This window comes from Streptomyces sp. SID5785 (assembly GCF_009870065.1).
Classification (GTDB): Bacteria; Actinomycetota; Actinomycetes; order Streptomycetales; family Streptomycetaceae; genus Streptomyces.
Map to the genome: position 1 here is coordinate 1 of NZ_WWIA01000984.1, position 5,055 is coordinate 5,055.

At 72.5% G+C, this 5,055-nt stretch carries 7 protein-coding genes; 5 read left to right on the plus strand and 2 right to left on the minus strand.

The features are described 5' to 3' along the window. Positions 1-1,705 (plus strand): coagulation factor 5/8 type domain-containing protein (locus tag GTW43_RS32100; RefSeq protein WP_202502215.1); only part of this gene is annotated, 1,705 nt, incomplete at its 5' end. Here the strand turns inward: GTW43_RS32100 and GTW43_RS32105 are convergent. Beyond that, positions 1,696-2,190, minus strand: coding sequence for a pyridoxamine 5'-phosphate oxidase family protein (locus GTW43_RS32105; RefSeq protein WP_161305488.1), 495 nt, complete (start codon positions 2,188-2,190; stop codon positions 1,696-1,698). The two genes, GTW43_RS32100 and GTW43_RS32105, sit on opposite strands and share 10 nt — an antisense overlap. A 131-nt stretch (positions 2,191-2,321) precedes the next feature. Here GTW43_RS32105 and GTW43_RS32110 point away from each other — a divergent pair, with 131 nt between their 5' ends. Beyond that, a complete protein-coding gene (locus tag GTW43_RS32110; protein WP_161305489.1) occupies positions 2,322-2,972 on the plus strand; it encodes a cysteine hydrolase in 651 nt (216 codons plus the stop codon). Positions 2,973-2,985: 13 nt separating this feature from the next. Here the strand turns inward: GTW43_RS32110 and GTW43_RS32115 are convergent, their stop codons facing one another. Further along, positions 2,986-3,456, minus strand: coding sequence for a Rieske (2Fe-2S) protein (locus GTW43_RS32115; RefSeq protein WP_161305490.1), 471 nt, complete (start codon positions 3,454-3,456; stop codon positions 2,986-2,988). 121 nt (positions 3,457-3,577) lie between these two features. On the opposite strand from GTW43_RS32115, the gene GTW43_RS32120 reads away from it, so the two are divergent. The 3 genes from GTW43_RS32120 to GTW43_RS32130 all read left to right on the plus strand — a co-directional run. After that, complete coding sequence (locus GTW43_RS32120; protein ID WP_161305491.1) at positions 3,578-4,360, plus strand: HipA family kinase; 783 nt, start codon at positions 3,578-3,580, stop codon at positions 4,358-4,360. Next, the gene (locus GTW43_RS32125; RefSeq protein WP_161300473.1) at positions 4,357-4,749 is read left to right on the plus strand and encodes a DUF3037 domain-containing protein; all 393 of its coding nucleotides are present in this window, start codon (positions 4,357-4,359) and stop codon (positions 4,747-4,749) included. The genes GTW43_RS32120 and GTW43_RS32125 overlap by 4 nt, the downstream gene beginning before the upstream one ends. 135 nt (positions 4,750-4,884) lie before the next feature. After that, positions 4,885-5,055, plus strand: a 171-nt coding sequence (locus GTW43_RS32130) for an SDR family NAD(P)-dependent oxidoreductase (RefSeq protein WP_161305492.1), incomplete at its 3' end; no start/stop codon positions are given.

The window sequence follows — 5,055 nt, forward strand, 5'->3', positions numbered from 1 at the left end:
GGCGGCCTCCGCCGCCCCCTCCGCGGCGTCCGCCGCCCCGGCCGCCCGCGCGAAGGCCGTGGAGGCCGGCGGCGACCTCGGACCGAACGTCATCGTGTTCGATCCCGGAACCGCCGGCATCCAGGCCAAGCTCGACGAGATCTTCCAGCAGCAGGAGTCCGCCCAGTTCGGCACGGGCCGCTACGCGCTGCTCTTCAAGCCGGGCAGCTACAGCGGGCTCAACGCGCAGCTCGGCTTCTACACCTCGATCGCCGGGCTCGGCCTGTCCCCGGACGACACCACGATCAACGGCGACGTGACCGTCGACGCCGGCTGGTTCGACGGCAACGCCACCCAGAACTTCTGGCGCAGCGCCGAGAACCTCGCCCTCGTCCCGGTCAACGGAACCAACCGCTGGGCCGTCGCCCAGGCCGCCCCCTTCCGCCGCATGCACGTGCGCGGCGGCCTCAACCTGTCCCCGGACGGCTACGGCTGGGCCAGCGGCGGGTACATCGCCGACAGCCGCATCGACGGCAGCGTCGGACCGTACTCCCAGCAGCAGTGGTACACCCGTGACTCCTCGGTCGGCGGCTGGCTCAACGCCGTGTGGAACATGGTGTTCTCCGGCGTCGAGGGCGCCCCGGCGCAGAGCTTCCCCGACCCGCCCTACACCACCCTCGACACGACCCCGGTCTCCCGCGAGAAGCCGTTCCTCTACCTCGACGGCGCCGACTACAAGGTGTTCCTGCCCGAGCTGCGCACCGGCGCCCGCGGACCCAGCTGGGGCAACGGCACACCGCGCGGCACCTCCCTGTCACTGGGCGAGTTCTACGTGAGCAAGGCGGGCGACACCGCCGCGACCCTCAACGCCGCGCTCGAGCAGGGGCTCAACCTGCTGCTCACGCCCGGCATCTACCACCTGGACGCGCCCCTGCGCGTCGAGCGCGCGGGCACCGTCGTGCTCGGCCTCGGCTACGCCACGCTGATCCCGGACGGCGGTGCCACCGCCGTGCAGGTCGGCGACGTCGACGGGGTGCGCCTCGCGGGCTTCCTCGTCGACGCCGGCACGACCAACTCCGAGACCTTGATCGAGATCGGCCCGGACGGCGCCTCCGCCGACCACGCGGCCAACCCCATCACCGTGCAGGACGTCTTCGTGCGGATCGGCGGCGCGGGCGCGGGCAAGGCCACCACGAGCCTGGTGGTCAACGCCCGGCACACCATCGTCGACCACACCTGGGTGTGGCGCGCCGACCACGGCGACGGCGTCGGCTGGGAGACCAACCGCGCCGACAACGGCGTCGTCGTCAACGGCGACGACGTGCTCGCCACCGGCCTGTTCGTCGAGCACTTCAACAAGTACGACGTGCAGTGGAACGGTGAGCGCGGGCGCACGATCTTCTTCCAGAACGAGAAGGCCTACGACGCCCCGAACCAGGCGGCGGTGCAGGACGGCGACATCAAGGGCTTCGCCGCCTACAAGGTCGCCGACTCCGTCACCACCCACGAGGGCTGGGGCCTCGGCTCGTACTGCTTCTACAACGTCGACCCGACGATCCGGCAGGACCACGGCTTCGCCGCGCCGAACACCCCGGGCGTGAAGTTCCACGACCTGCTCGTCGTGTCGCTCGGCGGCAAGGGCCAGTACGAGCACGTCATCAACGGCATCGGCGGCGCCACCTCGGGCGACACCACCGTCCCCTCCACGGTGGTGTCCTACCCCTGATCCTCGCCGGTCGCCGGCCTGGCCCCGGGCAGCTTCCTGAAGTCCCAGGAGGCGATCCGGTCCGGGGTCAGCCGGGCCCAGGCGTGCCGCCCGTCGTGCACCATCGCGCCGATCCCGAAGTTCTTGCGGGCGAACGCCTGCTCCGGGCCCTCCAGTTCGGGGCAGGGCTCGCCCGTGCGCGGGCTCTCGCCCACGAACTCGATCCGGCCCGACAGCTCCACGCCGTGCAGCTCGCCGTACTCCTCGCCCGCGTCGACCACCACGGCCACCCGGCCGTCGGCACGCAGATCGGCCCAGCGGCGGCTGCGTGCGAGCGAGTAGAGCCACAGCGCGCTCCCGTCCCAGACGAACCAGAGCGGGCTGACGTGCGGGGTGCCGTCCGCCGACACGGTCGCCACCCGGCAGGTGCGCTGTTCCGCCAGGAACGCGTCCAGTTCCTGCGGGGTCATCATGATCCGGCGGCCCCGGCGCTGTATGACGGCCATGTGTGCTCCCTCGGCGATCGGCCACTGATGCTGACGCTGCGTCAGAAAAGCAGCATGGGGGCTCTTCCGCCCGCACGCAATGGTGGTTAGGGTCCTCCCCCCAGGAACCGTCGGGCCGCAGGGGGTCGCGCATGCCGTCGCACGAGGATCTCGCCGAACTGCTCGCTCCGTCCGGCACGGTGCTGCTCACCGTCGAGTGCCAGCAGGGTGTGGTCGGCCCGGACAGCGCCCTGCCGGAGCTCGCGCAGGAGGCCCGCTCGTCGGGTGCGCTGACGCGTGTGGCGCTGCTCGTCGCCGCGGCGCACGAGAGCGGGGTGCAGGTCATGCACGCCGTCGCCGAGCGGCGCCCCGACGGCCGCGGGTCCAACCGGAACGGGCGGCTGTTCCGGGCGGCCGAGCGGCTTCCCGTGCAGCAGCTCACCGGGTCACGGGCGGTCCGGGTGGCGCCGCCGATCGAGCCGGCCGAGGAGGACCTGATCGTCCGCCGGCTGCACGGTCTGTCCCCGCTCGCGGGCACCGACGTCGACCCCCTCCTGCGCAACCTGGGCTGCCGCACCCTGGTCGTCACCGGCGTCTCCGCGAACGTGGCGGTGCCCAACGCCGTCTTCGACGCCGTGAACCTCGGCTACCAGGCCGTCGTCGTCCGCGACGCCATCGCGGGGGTGCCGGCCGACTACACCCCCGCGATGATCCGCAACACCCTCGCCCTGGTCGCGACCGTGACCACGACCCAGGACGTCCTCACCGCCTGGAAACGCCGGCCCCGCAGGGCGGAACGCTAGGGCTTGTCTCGCCCTAGGCGAGGCTGATCACGCCTCCGCTGGTCGTGATCTTCTTCTCGGCCAGTGGCTGGGTCGCCGGACCGTGCCGGACGCTGCCGTCCTCGATGGAGTACCTGCTCCCGTGGCACGGACAGTTGATCGTCCCGCCCTCCACCGACGACACCTGGCACTGCCGGTGCGTGCAGATGTCGGTGAACGCCTTGAACCGCCCCTTCTGCGGCTGCGTCACCACGACCCCCGCGTCGGTGAGGATCTTCCCCCCTCCCTCGGGCACCTCGGACGTCTTCACGAGCTCCTGGCCGGCCTGGTCGCCGCCGCTGCGCGACGTGGCCGCGGAGGTGTTCCCCGCCGGTTCCGACGGGCCGTCGTCCGAACCGCCGCACGCGCCGAGCGCCATGGCGATCCCGGTGGCGCCCACCGTCGCCACGACGGCGCGCCGGGTCGGGGCGGCCCCCGGAGGTGCGGACTCCTGCGAAGCGGTCATGCTGTCGGTTCCCTTCGGTAGGGGGTGCGGGGTGGCCTGTGATCCCGTGGGGGGATTTCCCAGAGGTACGAGGCGCACGGCCGGAGCGTTCAGCACTCCTGCGATCTCCTAACCTGGGCGCATGCTCACCGAAGTCACGGCGACCCGTTATGTCACCCCATTGAGGGAGGGCGGTTCGCTCCCCGGTCTCGTCGAGGGCGACGATCTCGTCCCGTACGTCATGAAGTTCACCGGCGCGGGACAGGGCCGCAAGACGCTCGTCGCCGAGGTCGTCTGCGGGCGGCTGGCCCGCGCGCTCGGCTTCCGGGTGCCCGAGCTCGTCGCGCTCGACCTGGACCCGGTCGTCGGCCTGGGCGAGCCGGACCCCGAGGTGCAGGAGCTGCTCAAGTCGAGCGGCGGCACGAACCTCGGGATGCGGTTCCTGTCCGGCGTCCTCGGGTTCGACCCGCTCGCCTTCTCCGTGGACCCGCAGGAGGCCGGCCGCGTCGTCTGGTTCGACGCGCTCGTCCACAACGTCGACCGCTCCTGGCGCAACCCGAACCTGCTGGTCCGACGGGGCGACCTGTGGCTCATCGACCACGGCGCCTGCATGATCTGGCACCACAACTGGCGCGGCGCCGCCGCCTGGGCGGACAAACCCTACGACGCGACCGATCACGCGCTCGCCCCCTTCGCGCCGGACGTCGCCGCGGCCGCCGCCGAGCTCGCACCCCGGGTCACCGAGGAGCTGCTCGGCGCGGCCGTCGCCGACATTCCCGACGTCTGGCTCGAGGGCGAGCCCGGGTTCGACACGCCGGACGCCGTCCGCCGCGCCTACGTGGAGACGCTGCGGGCGCGCGTCGCCACCGTCCACGAACGCATCACGCTGCCCGAGGGCGGCGCGCACCCGGGAGCAGGCCGATGAGCGAGCGCGACGTCCGTGACGTCTTCGAGTACGCGCTGCTGCGGGTGGTGCCCCGGATCGAACGGGGCGAGCAGATCAACGCCGGGGTGGTCGTCTACTGCCGGGCGAGGTCGTTCGTCGCCGCGCTCACCCACCTGGACGAGGCGCGGCTGCGCGCGCTCGACCCGGAGGCCGACGTGGCCGGGGTGCGCGCCGTCCTCGGCGCGATCGAGCGGCACTGCGCGGGCGGCGAGGGTGCGGGCCAGGCCGCCGACGACGACGCGGGACGCCGCTACCGCTGGCTGGTCGCACCCCGTTCGACGGTGGTGCAGCCGGGCCCCGTGCACACGGGTCTGACCACCGATCCGGCGGCGGAGGCCGAGCGGCTGCTCGACCTGCTGGTGCGCTGAGTGATCAGGGGCACGCGGTGGGTACGTTGACACCGCGTGCCAGGGCTTCTAGCGTCACCCGCACAGGGTACTAAGCGGTCGCTCACCCGCATCGGGGCGAAGCGGCCGCACTCTAGGGCGAGGAGACCGAAGAGCATGTCCACCACTGAGCAGCGCGTAGCGATCGTCACCGGAGCAGCGCGCGGCATCGGCGCCGCCACCGCGATCCGCCTGGCCGCCGAGGGCCGCGCCGTCGCCGTGATCGACCTCGACGAGGCCGCCTGCAAGGACACCGTCGAGCAGATCACCGCCGCCGGTGGCACGGCA